The organism is Sinorhizobium sp. M4_45, assembly GCF_002885915.1.
Lineage (GTDB): Bacteria > Pseudomonadota > Alphaproteobacteria > Rhizobiales > Rhizobiaceae > Sinorhizobium > Sinorhizobium meliloti_A.
Map to the genome: position 1 here is coordinate 82,299 of NZ_NWVE01000009.1, position 16,683 is coordinate 98,981.

Sequence of the window (16,683 nt, forward strand, 5' to 3'; positions counted from 1 at the left end):
CCGTTGGCCGACATATTCCATCAATCGCATGTACTCATGCGAACACGGAATAAAAACGTTTATATTTTTCGTTGAAATCGTTTTTATCAGCTGATACGGCTTTCGTCGGGAGGCCGATCATGGAAAACACGCAGTCGCCGCGCGCACGGCCGGGGATCAAGGCTCTGGCCGAGGCTACGGGCTATTCCATTGCGACCGTGTCGAAGGCGCTCAACGGCTCTCCCATGGTTGCCCCAGCCACGAAGGCGCTCATCCATCGTGCCGCTACGGAGATCGGCTATCGTGCCAACGCCCGCGGCATGGCGCTGAGGACCGGCCGGACCTGCCAGGCTGCCGTGCTCATGCCGGTAACGGCTGCGCGCGACTATGAATGGGATGGCGTCGAATATACCCAGATCCTCAGCGGCATCAGTCAGGCGCTGGAAGGCAGCGACTATCGCATGTCGGTCCATGTCGTGCGCAATGTGGAGGACGGCTGCGAGGCGGCGCGCCGGGTCATCGATGAGGGTCTGGCGGACGGACTGATATTCTCAGGCATACACGCCGACGACCCGCGCATCGATCTTCTGGTCGAGAGCCGATTTCCCTTCGTCTCTCTCGGTCGCTGTCGGAAGCCCCTCGATTACGCACATGTCGACATCGACAACGAATGGGCGGCCCATGCGGCGACCGCCCGGCTGATCGCCGGCGGACACCGGCGGATCGCGCTCGTCAATCCGCTCAGGCATCTCTCCTACGCCGAGGACAGGGTGGACGGCTTCATGCGGGCTTTTCGCGAGACGGGGGCTAGCGCCGTCCGACGATCTGATCGCCGAAGGCGATCTCTCTACCCAGTTCGGCCGCGAGAGCGCGCTCGGTCTTCTCGACGCGGCGCGGCCGCCGACGGCCTTCGTCTGCAGCAACGAGTCGACCACGCTCGGCGTGCTTTCGGGCCTGGGCTCGCGTGGACGGCGGATCGGCGTCGATGTCGACGTGGTCGCCTATGACGACATCAATGTCAGCGCCTATTTCACGCCGCCGATCACGACCTTCTATCAGCCCATCGAGATACTCGGGCGAACCCTCGGGGAGTTTCTGCTGCGGCGCATGGCGGGAGAGGACGCGCAAACGTTGAAGCAGGTTTTCAGGCCAACGCTGATCGAGAGGCAGCCCGACAATCTCGGCGGGCGCCTGGCGCAGTCGGCGTAGGAAAAGAATTCACAACGGAGGAGAACCAAGGTGAAAACACTTGTAATTGGACTTGCGATCGCGGCCCTCGCCTCAGGCGGCGCGTCGGCCGCCGATCTCGGGGGGAAGCTGCTGAAGGTCGGCTCGGACACGACCTCGCCGCCGATGGAGAGCGTCGATCCCGCGACAGGCCAGATCGTCGGTTTCGATATCGACGTGGTGAATGCGATCTGCGCAAAGATCAACTGCCAGGCGGAATTCGTGACCACCGGTTGGGACGGCATTTTCGCAGCGCTCGATCAGGGCAACTTCGATCTCGTCGCCTCGGGCGTGTCGATCACCGAGGAACGCAAGAAGGCCATGGATTTCTCCGATCCCTACATCGTCAACAGCCAGGCGGTGCTGATGCGGGTCGAGGACCAGGGCGTGTCGCTGGAAGACTTCAAGTCGAAGGGGAAGAAGCTCTCCGCTCAGGCCAACACCACGGATGCGCAGGTCGCCGAAGGGGTGGTCGGCAAAGAAAACGTCGTCGCCTATGACAGCTTCAGCGCCGCGATCATCGCGCTCAAGAACAAAGATGTCGACGGCGTCGTCATCAACGGGGCCAATGCTGCCGCTTACGAACGCGAGTTCGTCGGCGAACTCGTGGTCGCGATCCGGGACCTCGAATCCGATCCGCTCGGCCTCGTCTTCCGCAAGGGCGATGCCAACGTCGCCGCCTTCAACGAAGGACTGAAGATGATCCGCGACGACGGCACGCTGGATCAGCTCGTCAACAGATACTGGGGCGTGAAGTAACCTCATCCGAGCACCCCGGAGCGGTTCTGCGCTCCGGGGCCGAATTTCTGCGCAGAATCCCCGGAGGGATGAATGTCGTTCCTGAGAAGCGTGCGGCCCAGCAATCTGATCATTCTGACAGCGCTGCCGTTCATCATCTATCTTTTCGCCTCCTCCGGTGACTACCAACGTTCGCTGAGAGCCATTCTCGGAGTCGAGAACGGCTCGTCCGCCTTCGTACCTGGCTTCCTTGCCCTGCTCGTCGCCTTCGGCTCGGGTATCGCCGTTCTCGTCTTTTCGCGCGCCAAGGCGCCGCGGCCGCGGCTGGCGCTCGCTGCCGCCGTGCTCAATCTCGCTGCGGCGGCCATCTTGCTTCTGAGCGACGCCGTTCATCCCTACCTTGCGTCGGTCGTCGCCAATGCCGTCGATCCCTTCACGTCCGATCTCGTCGTGAAGGGGCTTAGCCCCCGGCGATTGACGGACGCCGCGGACATGACCCTGCGCGGCATCGAAGCCGTGCTTTTGCCGGCCTACTTCGCGCTGACCCTGTTCAGCTCCATGCTTTTCTTCGGTGCCGGCAAGGCGTCTACGCGGGAAAGCATCCTGCATCGCGCAGGAGCGTGGAGCATCGGCCTCGTCAACGGTACGGGGCTCCTGTTCATCCTCTTCTTTGCGCATATCGCCTTTGCCGCCGGCGTGGCGACCACGGTCCGCGCGGCCATTGCCGCCTATCTTCTCGCTGCGATCATCGGCCTCATCTGGGTCGGATTGCTTCAGTTGCATTATACGGCGCGCACCAGCCTCTTCTTCGCGCTCGCGACCCTCGGCTTGGTGCTCGTCGCCGCCTGGTTCCTGTTGCAGCCTCGCACGGCCTATGTGCTTGCGGGGCGGCTCGACGGCAGGGTCGCGATCGTCAGCAACACGCCGTCCGGCCTCATAGGCGCGGTGCGCTTCGGCCAATATCCGGGCGCGCCCGCTGAAGAGGCGGCCGTACGAACCTTCCTTGGCCCGGCGGAGGCAGTCGCGGCGATGGAAAAGGACGAGGTGAGGGCCGCGCTTCTGCCGGCGGAAGCCGTGCCCGGGGGCTTGCCGCTCCTTTGGGAAACGGCGGCTCTGAACGATCGAGACCGGGCCGCAGGCATCACTTTCGCCGTCCTGGCAATCATCCTCGGTCTGCTCACCTTCGGCGGCTATCTGCACCGTCGTCATCCCCTGGCGATCGGCTCGGAATTCGTCGTCGATACGATCCGCGGCATTCCGATGCTGGTGATCGTGCTCTATGTCGGCCTGCCCTTGAGCGGGGCGTTGAAGGATGTGACGCAGGGCGTGCTCGATCCGCCGAATCTGATGCGCGGCATCGCCGCCATGGCGCTTGCCTATTCCGCCTATCTGGCGGAAATCTTCCGCTCCGGCATCAACGCCATCCCGGTCGGCCAGATCGAAGCGGCGCGCAGCATCGGGCTCAACCGGTGGCAGACGGCGCGGCTGGTGGTCCTGCCGCAGGCGTTCCGGATCATCATTCCACCGCTCGGCAACGAGCTGATCGCGATCCTCAAGGACACGTCGCTCCTGTCGATTCTGTCGATCCGCGACATCACCCAGCGCATGCGCGAGTTCCAGTCGGCGAGTTTCCTGCCCTTTGCGCCCTATAACTCGGCAGCCATCTTCTACATCTTCCTGACGCTCGCGGCGGCGAGCCTCATCAACATGATCGAGCGGAAATATGACATCAAGCATCGATAGGAGACGGGAAGAGGGGCCGCGCACGGTGCTGATCACCGGTGCATCGCGGGGCCTGGGTCAGGAACTTGCACGGCAATATGCAGCCGCCGGCTGGCAGGTGATCGCCTGCGTCCGCCAACCGTCGGCGAGGGATGGGGAAACCGGCATCGAACGTCGGATACTCGATGTCACGGACGCGAGGTCGATGGCGGCGCTTGCCGAAAGCCTCGGCGAGCAGCCGATCGATGTCCTCATCAATAATGCCGGAGTCCGCGGCGACACAGGCGGACTGTCGACCGTCAGACCCGAGGATTTCCTGGAGGTCATGCGCGTCAATGCACTGGCGCCGATCCTGGTCGTGCAGGCGCTGCTGGGAAATCTCCTCGCTGGCTGCGATCGCATCGTCGCCAATATCAGCAGCCGCGCAGGATCGCTCGCCGAGGGCACGCTCGACGATGACGAAGGAGACTATGCCTATCGTTGCTCGAAAGCGGCGCTGAACATGGCCACGGTCAAGCTCGCGCAGGATTTGCATCCCCACCGGGTCACCGTGCTGTCGCTCCACCCCGGCTGGGTCAGAACCGATATGGGCGGCCATCAGGCGAGCGTGCCGGTTGCGGAAAGCGCCGCCGGCCTGAAGGCGATCATCGACAGGGCCGGGCTCGCCGAGAGCGGCAGCTTCCGGGCCTTCGACGGAAGAACGGTATCGTGGTGAAGCGAGTGGGACGATGACGACGAGCGAGTTCAAGAACGTGCAGGAAATCGAAGCAATCGAAGCGCTGCTTGCCCGCGAATACGGCGTCGCGGGAGAAACCGTGGCGCTGCCCGGCGAGCACGATCTCAATTTCCGTATTCAGGCGAGCGACGGTCGCGCGTTCCTCCTGAAACTGCATGCCCTCGGCGCGCCCGAGGAGCTCGACATGCAGATTGCAGTTCTCGACCATCTCGCGCGCGAGGCGACGGATCTGCCCGTCTCGAAGGCCTTGCCGAGCCGCTCCGGCGCCTCGTTCACCCGCGTCGAATTCAAAGGAGAGCGTGTCGCACGTCTGCTGACGTGGCTGCCCGGGGAGATCTGGGCACGAGCCGCCAACCGCTCGAGCAACAGCGTCGAGACCCTTGGGGCGCTGCTCGGCAAGCTCGACCGCAGCCTCGCCGGTTTCTCTCATCCCGGCGCCAGGAGAGAGTACGCCTGGGATATCGCCCGGGCGGAAATGCACCTCGCCAACGTCGATCTGATCGAGGATGTGGAGAAGCGGAGCGCGGTTCGCGCGATCCTCGATCACTTCGTCTCCACCGTGCTGCCGCGCCTTGCGGCGTGCCCCCGGCAGGTCATCCACAACGATGCCAATGACTATAACGTGCTCGTCGGCGCCGACGGCTGCGTCAGCGGACTGCTCGACTTCGGCGATATGGTCGAGAGCTATCGGGTGGTGGAAGTGGCCGTCGCCTCAGCCTATGCGCTGATCGGTTCGCCGGATCCGATCGGCACCATCGCGCGGCTGGCGGGTGCCTATCACGGCGTCAATCGGCTCGGCGAAACGGAGGCCGAGCTGATCTTCGATCTCGTGCGCACCCGCTACGCCGTCAGCATGTGCATGGCGGCAAGGCAGATCCGCGACAACCCCGAGAACGCCTATCTGCTCGTCAGCCAGGAGGACGTCTGGCGCGAACTGAGACGCCTCGAGCAAGAGAACCGCTCGTTCGCCATCGCCCGCCTTCGCGACGCCTGCGGCTTTGCACCCATCCCGAGGGCCGCACGGGTGGTGCGGTGGCTGGAGCGCAATGCGCATGATTTTTCGGGCGTCATCAAGCCGGGCATTGCAAGACCGAAGGCAGCCGTCTTCGATTTCTCGGCGAACAGCTCGGAGAACTGGCTAGGTCTCGACAAGGACGTGGCGCAAGCGCGCATCGAAGCACATATTCAGGCGGAGGGGGCGGATTTCGGCCTTGGCCTCTACGGGGAGGACAGAGCGGTCTACAAGGGTGACGCCTACCAGGCGACTGCAAGCCTGCGGCGCACGATTCACCTCGGCATCGATCTCTTCGCTCCCGCCAACGAGCCGGTGCATGCACCCTGCGCCGGCAAGGTCGCCTTCTACCATGACGACGCGGTCCCTTACGGTTTCGGGCCGACAATTCTGCTCGAACACACGACGTGCGAGGGCGACACGTTCTGGACGCTCTACGGGCATCTCTCCCGTGAAAGCGCCTCACGGCTTTCGATCGGCCAGCCGGTCGCCAGGGGCGAAGCTTTCGCGACCCTGGGGGATCGCGCCGAAAACGGCGGCTGGGTTCCGCACCTGCATTTCCAGATAGTCACCGATCATCTCGGCCTCGAGGGCCGCATGCACGGCGTCGGCGTCAGAGAGCAGTGGCAGGTCTGGCGGGAGATCAGCCCCGATCCGAGCGTCGTGCTCGGCCTTTCCGTTCCGGCGTCGGTGATCGTCGAGCGCGACAAGGCGTTCCTGGTGCGCGAACGCCAGCGCCGCATCGGTCGTTCCTTAAGCATCGCCTACGGCGCGGCGCCTCTGAAGATCGTCGCCGGCGAGGGCGCCTACCTGATCGATGACGAGGGTGGGCGCTGGCTCGACATGGTCAACAATGTCTGCCATGTCGGCCATTGCCATCCACGCGTCGTGAAGGCGGCGCAGATGCAGATGGCGCGGCTCAATACCAATTCGCGCTATCTGCATGACAGTCTGGTGGAATATTCCCGACGGCTTGCGGCGCTCTTCCCTGATCCGCTGAACGTCTGCTTCTTCGTCAATTCCGGCAGCGAAGCCAACGATCTCGCGATCCGGCTGGCGCGCGCCTATACCGGCAACCGCGACGGCATCACCGTCGATCACGCCTATCACGGCCATCTGACGAGCCTGATCGATGTCAGTCCCTATAAATTCGCGGGCAAGGGCGGGGAAGGGCGGCCGGCGCATGTGCGGGTTGCCGAGATGCCGGACCTCTATCGGGGACGCTATCGCTATGGCGATACGGACGCGGGGCGCAAATATGCCGGGGATGTGCAGCGGCAGATCGATGCGCTGGCGGCGGACGGGCGCAAACCCGCGCTCTTCTTCAGCGAGGGCATTCTCGGCACGGGCGGTCAACTGGTGCTGCCGGAAGGTTATCTCAGAGAGGCCTATGCGCATGTGCGTGCGGCCGGCGGTCTGTGCCTCGCGGACGAGGTTCAGGTGGGGTTCGGCCGTGTCGGCAGTCACATGTGGGCGCATGAGACGCAAGGAGTCGTGCCCGACATCGTCACCATGGGCAAGCCGATCGGCAACGGCCACCCGATGGCGGCTGTGGTGACCACCGAGGCGATTGCCGCGGCCTTTGCAAACGGAATGGAATATTTCAACACTTTCGGCGGAAATCCGGTATCGGCCGAGATCGGCCTCGCCGTACTCGACGTCATCCGCGACGAGCGCCTGATGCACCATTGCGCGGTCGTCGGAAACCGTCTGATGGATGGAGCGCGCGAACTCGCCAGCCGCCACGCGATCATCGGCGACGTGCGCGGCTATGGTCTCTTCAACGGCATCGAGCTCGTGCGCGATCGCGACACCCTCGAACCGGCCGCAGCGGAGCTCGACTTCGTCATTGCCGAGATGAAGGACAGGCACCGCATCCTGCTGTCGAGCGAGGGACCGCAGCACAACGTACTGAAGATCAAGCCGCCCGCGCCCTTCAGCGCGGACGATTGCGACCGTTTCCTCGATGCCCTCGACGCGGTGCTGGCACGGGTAGAGGCCGGCTGACAAAAGTTTTCCCTTTACAACTAAGTTAAACGTTTTTATCTCTGAAAAAAACGTTTAACAGGCTGACGAGCAGGCGGTTGATCCGCCGCCTGTCGGGAGGAGAGTTTGGCCGCTATTCGCATCGACAATCTTCGCAAGTCCTTCGGCTCGCATGAAATTCTGAAGGGCATCGATCTCGAGATCGCCGGCGGCGAGTTCGTCTGCTTTCTGGGGCCGTCCGGCTGCGGCAAGAGCACGCTCCTGCGCTCGATCGCGGGACTTGAAAATCTCGACGGGGGATCGATCCGCCTCGGCGAGCGCGACATCACCGATCTTCCGTCCGCCAGGCGCGACATCGCCATGGTCTTCCAGAACTACGCGCTCTATCCGCATATGAACGTGCGCAAGAATCTTTCCTTCGGCCTTGCGCTGAACGGCATGAAGCGAAACGAGATCGAGCGGCGTGTCAACAATGCGGCCGAAATTCTGAGGATCACGGAGCTCCTGGACCGCAAGCCACGCCAGCTTTCCGGCGGCCAGCGCCAGCGTGTGGCGATCGGCAGAGCGATCGTGCGCGAGCCGAAGCTCTTCCTGCTCGATGAGCCGCTCTCCAACCTCGATGCCGGCTTACGGGTGACGATGCGCGTCGAACTGGCGTCGCTGCACGAACGCCTCGGCGTCACGATGATCTATGTGACGCATGACCAGGTCGAGGCCATGACTCTCTCCGACCGGGTCGTGGTGCTCGACAAGGGACGCGTCAGCCAGTTCGGCACGCCGCTCGAACTGTTCTACCGTCCGGCAAATATCTTCGTCGCCGGCTTCATCGGCTCGCCGCGGATGAATTTCCTGCCGGCGGGTGTCGCGGAGCAGGGCGCAACCGGCGTGACGCTTGCCGGAGGCGGCTTATCGCGGCCGGTGACGCTCGATACGTGTTCGCCCGAACCGATCGACCGGGTTCGTCCGGTCACCCTGGGAATTCGCCCCGACAAACTCGAACTGACCTCGCCGGAGGAGGCGCATCTCGCCGGCACGGTGAGGCTCGTCGAGCGGCTCGGCACCGAAAGTCACGTTCACATCCGTGTCGAGGGCGGTGGTGATCTGACCGCCGTGGTGCGCGGCACCCATCCCGTCGCGAGCCGAGATCAAGTTCATCTCCGCCTTCCCCCCGAGCACTGCCATCTGTTCGATGCAGAAGGCACGGCGATCGCGAGGCGGCTCGATCCGGAGACGAAGGCACTTATCGATAACGAGAAGGCAAGGGGCGCGCGTGCGCCGGTTTTGGAGGAGAGACATGCCTGATATGAAAACGACGATCATCGGATCGCTTGTGGCCCTGTCGGTTGCCGGTGCGGCGACTGCGCGCGCAGAGGAGGTCTTGCGTTTCGCGACCTGGGACACGGGCGAGAGCCTTGCCATCCAGCAGGCCATCGCCAAAAAATTCGAAGAGAAGCACCCGGGCGTGAAGGTTCAGGTCGAGCCCTATGCCGAGGGCTACGACCAGAAGCTCGTCGCCGCCTTCGGCGCGGGCAATCCGCCCGATGTCATGTATATGTGGAACTTCCCGCAATACTACACGTCGCTGATGCCGCTCGATGAGCTGATCGCGCGCGACTCGGCCGAGATCAAGCCGGACGATTTTCCGGAAGGCCTGATGAACACGGCGCGTATCGAAGGCAAGACCTACGGCATGCCCTCGGGTTTCACCACCCAGGTGGTCTTCTACAACAAGGAGATGTTCGCAAAGGCGGGTGTGGAAGAGCCGAAGGAGGGCTGGACCTGGGACGATCTGCGCGCCAAGGCAGCCAAGTTCCGCGACGAGGCCGGCAAGGTCTACGGGTTCGCCGTCGACGCCAAGCCGGACCCCTATGATTTCGAGCAGTTCCTCTGGTCGAACGGCACGAAATACATCTCGGACGACGGCAAGGAGATCGACGGCTACATGAACAGCGACGCGGCTGCCGCGGTGCTCGGCATGTTCGCCGACATGGCCCGGAAAGAGGAAGCCGTGACACTGCACCTCGGAGACGAAACGGGGGGTGACACGCTGTTCCAGGGCGGCAAGATCGCCATGTTCCAGAGCGCCATGTGGGACAAGGCAGATATCGATGCCGCCGGCTTCAGCTATGGCGTCGCACCGCTGCCGACATTCGGCGACCGCCCCGCCCATTCGGCACTCGGCGTTTCGGCGATCTCCATCGCCAAGGACGCCGCCCATCCCGACCTCGCCTGGGAATTCGTGAAATTCTTCTCCTCGCCCGAGTCGGTCGCGATGCGTGTCAACGACCTGCCGGTGCGCAAGAGCGTGGCCGAGGCGAAAGGGATGACGAAGGACCCCGTCTACAAGCCTTTCTTCGATATTCTCGCCACCTCCAACACCGAAAGGCACGCCTATCTGAAGAACGCCAACTGGAGCAAGATCCAGGACAATCTGGCGCGCGCCATCGAGGCGACGATGATCGAGCAGGGCAATGCCAAGGCCCATCTCGACGATGCGGTCAAGCGCTCCAAGCGCCTGCTGAAGTAAGGAGTGCGGGGGATGGACATGGCTGCCCATGCTGGACCGAAGGTGGAGGTCGTTCGGCGCAGACGAGTGAATGCCGGACGGCATCTTGCGCCCTTCCTGTTCATCTCCCCATGGATCCTCGGATTCCTCTTCTTCACCCTCGGCCCGCTCTGCTTCTCGCTGACGATGAGCTTTTTCGACTGGCCCGTCGTCGGCGAGCGCACCTTCGTCGGACTCGACAACTACCGCTCCATGTTCATGGAGGACCCGCAATTCCGGGAGAGCCTCTGGATCACGGTGAAGTTCGCGGCGATCTACGTGCCGTTCAACATCGTCATGTCGCTTCTGCTGGCGCTGTTGCTGCACCATGCGACTTTCGCCAGCGGCTTCTTTCGCACGGTGTTCTATTTGCCGAGCGTGATCTCGGGCGTTGCGCTTGTGACGATCTGGAGCTGGATCTACAGCAGGGAATACGGGCTGCTGAACTTCATGCTGTCGCTCGTCGGCATCGATGGACCGAACTGGCTCGGCGATCCCAGCCTGGCCCTCGTCGCCATCATCGTCGCAAGCCTCTGGGGCCTCGGCGGTACGATGCTGATCCTTCTGACCGGTCTCAAGGCCATTCCGAAAGAGCTCTATGAGGCCGCGACCGTCTCGGGCGTTCCGGGCTGGGCGCAGATGCTGTTCATCACCCTGCCGATGCTCGGGCCGATGCTGATCTTCACCTTCATCACCTCGATCATCTCCGCATTCCAGCAGCTGACGATAGCGCTTCTGCTGACGAAGGGCGGCCCTCTCGGCTCCACCTATTTCTTTGCCATGTACATCTACGACAACGCCTTCAAATATTTCGACATGGGCTATGCCGCCGCGGGCTCCTGGGTGATGTTCGCGATCGTGCTGACACTCAGCCTGGTCGTCATGCGCTGGTCCGCCGCATGGGTCTATTACGAGGGCGAGGTCCGGCCGGCCGATGGAGACCGCGATGCGTAAGACAGTCCTCTATGCGACGCTGATCCTGCTGTCCGCCCTGTTCATCGCGCCGTTCTACTGGACCTTCATGACGGCGGTCAAAAGCACGGCGGAGCTATATCAGTTCCCACCGGTCCTCTGGCCGTCCGAGTGGCACTGGGAGAATTTCGCAGCCGCCTGGAACAAGCAGCCCTTCGGCACCTATCTTTCGAACTCGCTGATCGTCGTCGTCCTTTCGACGCTCGGCCAGCTTCTGTCGAGCTCGCTCGTCGCCTTCGGCTTCGCCCGCTTCCGGTTTCCCGGACGCGACGCCCTGTTCGTGCTGCTGCTCGCGACCATGATGATACCCTGGGACGTGAAGATGATCCCGCTCTACATGGAATTCAACATGCTGGGCTGGATCAACACGCTTAAACCCCTGATCGTGCCGGCCTATTTCGCCGACGCCTTCTTCGTCTTCCTGCTCCGCCAATACATCATGACGATACCGATGGAGATCGACGAGGCTGCCCGCATGGACGGTGCCAACAGTTTCGACATCTACTGGCGCATCCATCTGCCTCTGATGCTGCCGGCCCTGGTGCTGGTCGGTACCTTCCATTTCATGAATGCGTGGAACGACTATCTGGGGCCATTGATCTTCCTCAACGATCAGTCGAAATACACGCTCACCCTCGGGCTTTCGATGTTCAAGGGCCTGCATGAGATCGACGTCACCTCGATCGCGGCGATCACCGTCATCCTTTGCCTGCCGCCGCTCGCCCTCTTCTTCCTGGCGCAGCGCTATATCATGGATGGAGCCGTCGGCTCTTCGGTGAAGGGATAGGCGATGCTGTTCGATATCGACCATGTTCCTTTCAGCCGAAAGGGGCGCTTCCTGACGCTGTCGACGATGCGTGTTCCCGGGCGCGACGGCGAGCGTGCGCTTTATCTCAGACGCGTCAGCGGCGGCGACGAGCGTCCTTCGCTTGGACGACTGTGTCGGGTCGAGTTGCTGGACGGGAACGGCCGACCGGCGGCGGCGCGCTTCGAACTGTCGCCGGACCAGCTTGTGGCGCGGACCGGCGAGGGCATCGTCCGCTTCGTCATCGGAGACGGCGAACGCTTGCACATTCGCGGCGAAAATGCAGGCGTGCGTTTCCATGTCGAAGGATCGCGTTACGATTATGTCTACCGCACGCCCGGCGGCGAATACTGTCTCGTGGCAGCAAGCGAGAACGTGAAACTCATTCCGCGGGCCTGTCTCGGTGATCTGGCGGTTTCCGGCAAATGGGACAGGGACCGGTCCACCGACGTTTCCTTCACGCTCTCGGGCGAGGGGACATTCGAGGGCAATGTCGATTTCTTTCGCGCCCTCCCGCCGCCGAAAGGCCCCGGCAGCTTCGAGGAGGCGCATGCAACCGTCGCAGCCAAGTTCGGCGCCTGGTATCGATCGATCCCGGCGGGTGTCCCCGGACAGGAGGAAGCGCAACGGCTCGCGGCCTATCTCCTCTGGGCAAATACCGTGCCGGCCGAAGGCGTGCTGACCCGACCGGCGATCTACATGTCGAAAAACGCCATGATCAACATCTGGAGCTGGGACAATGCCTTCTCGGCACTTGGCGTGGCCGCCTTCGACGAAGAGCTCGCCTTCGACCAGTTCGCAGCGATCTTCGACCATCAGGACGCTTCCGGCCTGCTGCCGGACTACGTGAACGACCGCGAAGCGCTCTTCGCCTTCACCAAGCCCCCGGTTCACGGCTGGGCCGTGTCCTGCCTGGCGCGCGAAAATCCCGCCTTCCTGACACCGGAGCGACGGGCCTATCTGCGCGATGCGATCGGCAGGCAGGTCTCCTACTGGCTGACCCACGGCCGCGCGGGCGGCGGCGTGCTGCCGAGCTACTTCCACGGCAATGACAGCGGCTGGGACAACGCGAGTTTTTTTGCCGAAGGCGGCCCGGTTCTGTCACCCGACCTTCCGGTCTTCCTCATCCTGGCCTGCGAGGCGCTTGCCAACCTGCTGGAGGACGATCCGGAAAAGGCAGCCCGCTGGCTTCGCACCGCAGACGAACTTCAAGCGCTCCTCGTCGGCACGCTCTGGACCGGCGAGACTTTTGCCGCGCGTCTTGCCGCCGACCCAGAACGAATTCTCCCTGGGGATAGTCTGATCCAGTTCATGCCGCTGCTGCTGGGCTCCCGCTTGCCGGCAGCGATGTGCCGCCAGCTCGTCGCCCGGCTGGTGGAAGGCGCATTCATCACCGATTGGGGCCCGGCGACGGAGAGCCCTCGGAGTTCCTATTACGAGGACGATGGCTATTGGCGCGGGCCTATCTGGGCGCCGACGACCTATCTCCTTTGGGACGGACTGCGCCGCCAGGGGGAGCGTGCATTGGCCCGGGAAATCGCGCAGAGGTTCTGTGCACTTGCCAATGCACACGGTATGGCCGAAAACTTCGACGCGCGCTCGGGCAGGGGCCTTCGGGATCGGGCATTCGCCTGGACGTCCGCAGTCTACCTGCTGCTGGCGCAATCCCTCCGCGACGAAAACCGGTGAAGAGTTGAAGCCGTCATGCAGCGACCGACCATAAAGACGATAGCGCGGGAGACGGGACTGTCGATTGCGACGGTCTCCAAGGCTCTGAAGCATTCTCCGCAGGTTCGCCCGGAGACGAGGGCCATCGTGCTCGATGCGGCCGAGCGCGTGGGCTACGAGCTCAATCTTCATGGCGTGCAGCTGCGCACCGGCAAGACTTATCAGGTTGCCGCCATCATGACGGCGCCGGGCCCGAAGGAAAACGAATGGGAGGGCGTGGAATATGCGCAGCTCCTCAGCGGTATTTCCTGGGCGCTGGAAGAAAGCCCCTATCGCGTCTCGCTCTACGCCGTGCGCGACTTCGAGGAAAGCCAGGAAACGATCAGGCAGATCGTTGCGATGAAGAAGGCCGACGGCATCATCATTTCGGGCACGCGCGCCGACGATCCGCGTATCCGGTTGATGCAGGAAGCGGAGTTCCCCTTCGTGACCTACGGCATGAGCATCCACAATGCGCCGCACGCCTATGTCGACGCCGACAACGCACAGATGATCCGCCTGTCCATGGCGCGGCTGATCGAGCGTGGCCACAGGCGCATCGCGCTGCTCAATCCGAAAGAGCAGTTCACCTACGGTGTCGTTCGCCTGGAAAGCTACCGCAAAGCGCTCGAAGAGGCAGGCCTGTCCTACGATGCCGCGCTCGTCGCCCATGGTCGGCTGACGCCCGCATTCGGCAGGGAGAATGTGGTGGCCATGTCTGCGCTCGCCGATCCGCCCACCGCCTATATCTGTGCCAACGAAGCCACTGCGCTCGGCGCCTTTTCCGGCTTCCACGCGCGCGGGCTGGTGCATGGGCATGACGCGGTCATCAATGCGACCGACGACCTGAACGTCAGCCAGTATTTCGCACCGCCGATCACGAGCTACTACCTGCCGATCGGCGAGCCGAGCGCGCTGCTCGGCAAATTCATCCTGCGGCGGATGGAGGGAGAACCACCCGAGGCCCTGCAGACGCTCCTGATGCCGGATCTCATCGAGCGCTCGGACGACCGACTGAGGCCGAAGCTATGAGCGACCAATCCTCCATCGAGGTCGCCGGTTAATATAAACGTTTAAGTTCGATCCGGCCCCGTCGCGCCTGCTCGCCACGTGCGTCCGCCGCCAATCCAGAAAAACCACAAAGGACTTTACCTTGCACATGCCGCTGACGAGCCCCAATCGCTTCAACTCCGACTTTCGGACGCCTGACAGGCTCGAACTCGGCGTGTGCTACTATCCCGAACAATGGCCGCGCGAAAAATGGGCGGAAGACGCCGGGCGGATGGTCGAGCTCGGCCTCTCCTGGGTTCGCATCGGCGAATTCGCCTGGGCGAAGATAGAGCCGCGGTCGGGCGAATTTCATTGGGAATGGCTGGACGAAGCGATCGACGTTCTGGGCAAGGCCGGCCTCAAGGTCATCCTCGGCACGCCGACGGCGGCCCCGCCGAAATGGCTCGTGGACCGCTATCCCGACATTCTGCCGGTGGACGCGACGGGGGCGGTCCGCAAATTCGGCGCGCGACGCCACTATTGCTTCTCGAGCCGGCGCTACCGCTCCGAGGCGGCGCGCATCACCGAGGCGATGGCGCGCCGCTATGGCGAACACATCTATGTCCATGCCTGGCAGACGGACAATGAATATGGCGACCACGACACGATCTACAGCTATTCCGCCGAAGCGGTCAGGGCGTTCCGCCTGTGGCTGGCCGAACGCTACGGCTCGATCGAGGAACTGAACCGCGCCTGGGGCACCTCGTTCTGGTCGATGAACTACAACAGCTTTGAGGAAATCGATCTGCCGAACAGCCTGGTGGAGGAGCCGAGCCCGACCCACGGTGTTGATTTCATCCGCTTCTCTTCCGATCAGGTGAAGAGCTTCAACAAGGCCCAGGTCGACATTATCCGGGCGCATTCCCCCGGCCGTCCGGTGACGCATAACTTCATGTCGCAGAATACCGATTTCGACCATTACTCCGTCGGCGAGGACATCGACATTGCCTCCTGGGACGTCTACCCGATGGGCGGCCTGCTCAACGGGCGGCTCGCAGCGAAGGACAAGGAGCATTATCTCCGGGTGGGGGATCCCGACCAGCCGGCCTTCAACCACGACCTCTACCGAGCCGTCGGCCGCGGCCGCGTCTGGGTCATGGAGCAGCAGCCGGGGCCCGTGAACTGGGCGGCGCACAACCAGTCGCCGGCCGACGGCATGGTTCGGCTCTGGACCTGGCTCGCCTATGCCCATGGGGTCGACATGGTCTCTTATTTCCGCTGGCGCCAGGCGCCTTTCGCGCAGGAACAGTTTCACGCGGGCCTCCTTCTTCCAAACAGCGAGGCGGATCAGGGCTATCTTGAAGTCGCCGAAGTCGTCGCGGAAATGAAGCGCCTGCCCGAGGGAGAGGTGCGTGGCAAGGCGCAAGTCGCGATCCTTCTCGACTACGAATCGCGCTGGGCGACACGCGTCCTGCCGCAGGGGCGGAGCTATTCCGCTTCGGCGGTTGCGCTCGATTGGTATTCGACGGCGGCGCGTCTGGGCGTCGATGTGGATTTCATAGGCCAGCACTCGGACCTCGACGGATACAAGCTGATCCTCGCGCCGGATCTCGTCATTGCCGAGGAGGCTTTCGTCGAGCGGCTCGCGCGAGCGGACGCCAAGGTGGTCTTCGGCGCGCGCAGCGGCAGCAAGACGAAGGACATGCACATCCCCGAGGGATTGCCGCCGGGACCGCTGGCGAAGCTCATCGATGTCAGCGTCTCGCGGGTCGAGTCGTTGCCGGAGTTTCATAGCGAGACCGTTCTCTACGGCAACGAGGCTTATCAGGCGGCCGGCTGGCGCGAGACGGTCAGGACGAACGAGACCGTTCTCGCAAGCTTCGACGGGGAGTATCGTAACGGCGCTCCGGCGCTCGTCGGCAACGACAAGGCACGCTATCTGGCCGTTGCGGCCAACGGCGCATTGCTCGACAAGGTGATCGGCGATGCGCTCGGCTGGGCTGGACAGGAAAGCCTGCCCGACCTCGGCGATCTTCGCGTGACGCGCCGCGGCAATCTCCGTTTCGCCTTCAATTTCGGCCGGACCTCCGCGGAGGTGCCCGCAGGGCCGTCGGCCGAGTTCTACCTGGGGGGCCGCACGCTGAAACCCGTCGATGTTGCGATCTGGAGGGAATGAACCCCGGAGCATCGATGTAGCCGACCTTCAGGCAAGGTCACATCGTCGTGAGCTTGGACTGCACTTGATGACTTGTCGTGCCATTCGC

At 63.2% G+C, this 16,683-nt stretch carries 11 protein-coding genes and 1 pseudogene; all 12 read left to right on the forward strand.

The window, feature by feature from the left end:
• Window positions 1-119 precede the first annotated feature (119 nt).
• The 12 genes and pseudogenes from CN933_RS23060 to CN933_RS23115 all read left to right on the forward strand — a co-directional run bounded on the left by CN933_RS23060 (window position 120) and on the right by CN933_RS23115 (window position 16,595).
• Window positions 120-1,188 (forward strand): annotated as a pseudogene (locus tag CN933_RS23060) (LacI family DNA-binding transcriptional regulator).
• A gap of 30 nt (window positions 1,189-1,218) precedes the next feature.
• Window positions 1,219-1,965 (forward strand): transporter substrate-binding domain-containing protein, encoded by a 747-nt coding sequence (locus CN933_RS23065; RefSeq protein ID WP_102762504.1) that lies wholly within the window; start codon window positions 1,219-1,221, stop codon window positions 1,963-1,965.
• A gap of 72 nt (window positions 1,966-2,037) precedes the next feature.
• On the forward strand, window positions 2,038-3,687 hold the full coding sequence (locus CN933_RS23070; protein WP_102762505.1) for an amino acid ABC transporter permease: 1,650 nt from the start codon (window positions 2,038-2,040) through the stop codon (window positions 3,685-3,687).
• 25 nt (window positions 3,688-3,712) lie between these two features.
• Window positions 3,713-4,381: an SDR family oxidoreductase gene (locus CN933_RS23075; protein ID WP_102762506.1), complete on the forward strand. Its 669-nt coding sequence runs from the start codon at window positions 3,713-3,715 to the stop codon at window positions 4,379-4,381.
• A gap of 13 nt (window positions 4,382-4,394) precedes the next feature.
• Window positions 4,395-7,421: an aminotransferase class III-fold pyridoxal phosphate-dependent enzyme gene (locus CN933_RS23080; RefSeq protein ID WP_102762507.1), complete on the forward strand. Its 3,027-nt coding sequence runs from the start codon at window positions 4,395-4,397 to the stop codon at window positions 7,419-7,421.
• A gap of 105 nt (window positions 7,422-7,526) precedes the next feature.
• Window positions 7,527-8,702: an ABC transporter ATP-binding protein gene (locus CN933_RS23085; RefSeq protein WP_102762508.1), complete on the forward strand. Its 1,176-nt coding sequence runs from the start codon at window positions 7,527-7,529 to the stop codon at window positions 8,700-8,702.
• Window positions 8,695-9,927 carry an ABC transporter substrate-binding protein gene (locus tag CN933_RS23090; protein ID WP_102762509.1) on the forward strand — a complete coding sequence of 411 codons (1,233 nt, stop codon included), beginning with the start codon at window positions 8,695-8,697 and terminating at the stop codon, window positions 9,925-9,927. Before CN933_RS23085 ends, CN933_RS23090 begins: the two co-directional genes overlap by 8 nt.
• 12 nt (window positions 9,928-9,939) lie before the next feature.
• Window positions 9,940-10,899: a carbohydrate ABC transporter permease gene (locus tag CN933_RS23095; protein WP_102762510.1), complete on the forward strand. Its 960-nt coding sequence runs from the start codon at window positions 9,940-9,942 to the stop codon at window positions 10,897-10,899.
• Window positions 10,892-11,704, forward strand: a complete 813-nt coding sequence (locus CN933_RS23100) for a carbohydrate ABC transporter permease (protein WP_102762627.1) — start codon at window positions 10,892-10,894, stop codon at window positions 11,702-11,704. Before CN933_RS23095 ends, CN933_RS23100 begins: the two co-directional genes overlap by 8 nt.
• Before the next feature lie 3 nt (window positions 11,705-11,707).
• Window positions 11,708-13,411, forward strand: coding sequence for an amylo-alpha-1,6-glucosidase (locus CN933_RS23105; RefSeq protein ID WP_102762511.1), 1,704 nt, complete (start codon window positions 11,708-11,710; stop codon window positions 13,409-13,411).
• Between the two features lie 15 nt (window positions 13,412-13,426).
• A complete protein-coding gene (locus tag CN933_RS23110) occupies window positions 13,427-14,461 on the forward strand; it encodes a LacI family DNA-binding transcriptional regulator (RefSeq protein WP_102762512.1) in 1,035 nt (344 codons plus the stop codon).
• Between the two features lie 121 nt (window positions 14,462-14,582).
• Entirely contained in the window at window positions 14,583-16,595 is a 2,013-nt protein-coding gene (locus CN933_RS23115; protein WP_180980789.1) for a beta-galactosidase, read from the forward strand.
• Window positions 16,596-16,683: the final 88 nt, after the last annotated feature.